The organism is Vibrio sp. 10N.222.55.A1, assembly GCF_041473835.1.
Taxonomy (GTDB): domain Bacteria; phylum Pseudomonadota; class Gammaproteobacteria; order Enterobacterales; family Vibrionaceae; genus Vibrio; species Vibrio crassostreae_C.
The window spans coordinates 1-3,001 of sequence record NZ_JBFRSX010000115.1 but is presented as its reverse complement, the minus strand read 5'-3'; the positions used below and the strand labels follow the sequence as shown (position 1 = coordinate 3,001).

At 41.6% G+C, this 3,001-nt stretch carries 2 protein-coding genes; one reads left to right on the top strand and one right to left on the bottom strand.

Features of this window, described 5'->3' with window-relative positions:
* The first annotated feature begins 141 nt into the window (after positions 1 to 141).
* Positions 142 to 1,614, top strand: coding sequence for a carboxypeptidase M32 (locus AB4493_RS21575; RefSeq protein WP_017066275.1), 1,473 nt, complete (start codon positions 142 to 144; stop codon positions 1,612 to 1,614).
* A gap of 342 nt (positions 1,615 to 1,956) precedes the next feature.
* On the opposite strand, the gene AB4493_RS21570 is transcribed toward AB4493_RS21575, so the two are convergent.
* Positions 1,957 to 2,238: a hypothetical protein gene (locus tag AB4493_RS21570; RefSeq protein WP_372155797.1), complete on the bottom strand. Its 282-nt coding sequence runs from the start codon at positions 2,236 to 2,238 to the stop codon at positions 1,957 to 1,959.
* Positions 2,239 to 3,001: the final 763 nt, after the last annotated feature.

Sequence of the window (3,001 nt, the reverse complement as noted above, 5' to 3'; positions counted from 1 at the left end):
GTATTTTAGGACGAGACATATCTTCGACTGCGAAGGTCGGCGTCATTAAAAAGCCAAGCCATAATCAAAGTACACGAGATGAACCTTAACGCTGACGCAGCCCTAAGGATCATTTAAAGAAACCAAATTAAGAGTAGTCAAATGAGCGCATTCAAAAAACTAGTCGAACACTCTCAAAAATGTTCACGCTTTCAACACCTAGCTTCTATTTGTGGTTGGGACCAAGCTTCAATGATGCCAGCAGGTGGTAACCAAGCTCGTAGTGAAGCGATGGCCGAGCTTTCTGTTCATATTCACGGCTTAATGACTCAACCACAGCTTGGCGATTGGATTGCAGACGCTGAAAATGAAGCGCTGAACACTGAGCAACAATCGTCACTTCGTGAAATAAAACGCCAGTGGCAACAAGCAAACCTACTTCCAGAAAAACTGGTTGAAGCGAAATCTCTATCGGGTTCAAAATGTGAACATGCGTGGCGTAGCCAACGCGGTAACAACGACTGGGTTGGATTCGAAAAGAACTGGCGTGAAGTGGTTGAGCTTTCTCGTGAAGAAGCGCAGATTCGCGCAGACGCAGCCAATCTAACGCCTTATGATGCGATGCTGGATATTTATGAACCGGGCACCAGCTCTACTTCACTTGATACCCTATTTGCAGACGTTAAAACTTGGCTTCCAGGTTTAATTGATGAAGTGATCGAAAAACAATCGAGCGAGCAATTTAACGCACCATCAGGTATCTATTCGACCGAGAAACAGAAAGCACTGGGTTTAGAAGTCATGAAGCTGCTTCAGTTCGATTTTGAACACGGCCGATTGGATGAAAGTGTTCACCCATTCTGTGGCGGCGTCCCTTCAGACGTGCGTATCACAACACGCTATGACGAAGCGGAATTCGTTCAAAGCTTAATGGGTATTGTGCATGAAACAGGCCACGCACGTTACGAACAAGGCTTACCAAAACACCTAGCAGGACAACCAGCGGGGGAAGCTCGTTCTATGGGCATTCATGAATCTCAATCTTTATTCTTCGAGATGCAAGTCGGCCGCAGCGACCCGTTCATTGGACACTTAGCGAACTTGGCTGGTCAGCAATTCTCAGGCTCAGAATTTGAGAAAGAAAACTTCCAGAAGATCTACACGCGCGTGAAGAAAGACTTCATCCGTGTCGATGCTGATGAACTCACCTACCCTGCACACGTTATCCTGCGTTACGAGATTGAGCGTGACTTGATCAACGGCAAGATCAAACACACTGACGTGCCAGAGTTATGGAATACCAAGATGCAGTCTTACCTTGGTTTAAGCACTCAAGGCAACTTCACTAACGGCTGTATGCAAGACATCCACTGGACAGACGGCGCATTTGGTTACTTCCCATCGTACACATTAGGTGCGATGTACGCGGCGCAGTTCATGGCTTCAATGAAGAAAACGGTAGATATAAACTCTGTGATTGAAAGCGGTGACCTATCCCCTATCTTCACTTGGTTAGAATCAAACATTTGGAGCAAAGGCAGCCTGCTGACCACTGATGACTTGGTGAAAGGTGCAACGGGCGAAACCTTGAATGCGCAATACTTCAAAGACCATTTGAGAAGTCGTTATCTGTAGATAAAACGCCCAACTACATTGAAGGTTTCTACTTGCAGAGCTTGCTGTGTAAGTAGAACCAAGCTGAAAAAAGCATAGTACAAGTATTGTAAGTCAAAAGTCACAATTATGGCTGAAGGGTAGCTTTGGTTCTAACTAGAAAAGGGGCACTTCTGAGTTACGAAGTGCCATCTGTGAAGGTTCTGGACAATTCCGAGTTACGATCCATAAATCATTCTAGCTTTTCGGGTTACTTCTGGTATTGCAACCGAACGACTAGCCTAAATGTGGCTGGCCAAACTTGTTTGTCCGCATAAAGATACGCCACTTCATCAAATGCCCTATATTAGAATTTTTGCTTTATTACGGTAATAAATTATCTAGATGTAGTTGTAGAACTGCTCTAGATATGAACAGCCGTTTTACTACCTTGTAACTAGAACCATTTAGATGAACGATACTTCCCTCAGTGTTTTTCCCCTGAAGTTCTTTGGCACTAATAATGCAGTTAGGTGCTCCATTTAGAAACACAAGCTCGTACGTTTCTGGAATTGGATGAGTTGTAATGATGTTTATTTTACCCTGACGCTTCTTAATTCGATTCTTAATATCATTTAAATAGTTCTGATTTTGCTTGCTTAACATACTTTTCCTTATGATTTTTTATGATAAGTTAATTTGGTTAAAAACATTTTATTAATTGGTTTTATATTTTATTCAGGCATAAAACACCTCCTTATTGAAGAGAATAGTTTTTGATAAGATGTAAGGCAGTGACGAGGGGAGTTTAAATAAAAACAGAGGCTAGAATTAGCTCATGTTTTTATTATGGCATAAACACGCATTACAAATTCAAGTGATTATCATTATCGCAAGGTGATTCTGAATAATCGACAAGAACTCTCGTCTTCAGACATTTATGGATAATAATGAGTTGGCGGTTGCGTACTCGGGTATCTACTTTGGGTAGCTTTAGTATGGTTAAGCTAAGTAGACGGCTTTGTTATTCAAGAGCATTTGGCTGCTAAGACAGATAAATAATTTCCCGCTCATTGTTTTGTTAACCAAATCATTAGCAATCTAATTGTAGCTATTAAAACATCACATAACTCTTGGTTCTCCACATAAAAATCAAAACCTTTACCCATTGCCTCAAGTACGGCATTATCACTAAAGTCTTGTCCTGCTAATCTTTTGTTTGCATATTCCAGGATTTTACCCCAGTGCTCAGAAATGACTTCAGTAAACTTATCTTTGGTAGATTGATTAATGCTTGTTCATAGACAGAACCTTAAGCACTAAGCTCAGCGTAAATTCCGTCTAACGTAATGTTTTCTTTAGACTTCCTCTGCGCGGACTTTTGAGCGTTCCTTGATATATAACTGGTAGCCCATTCGATTTTATTGCT

Excerpts from the sequence above, each read along its gene's own strand:
- AB4493_RS21575 (WP_017066275.1), top strand. The coding sequence starts at position 142 with ATGAGCGCATTCAAAAAACTAGTCGAACACTCTCAAAAATGTTCACGC.
- AB4493_RS21570 (WP_372155797.1), bottom strand. The coding sequence starts at position 2,238 with ATGTTAAGCAAGCAAAATCAGAACTATTTAAATGATATTAAGAATCGA.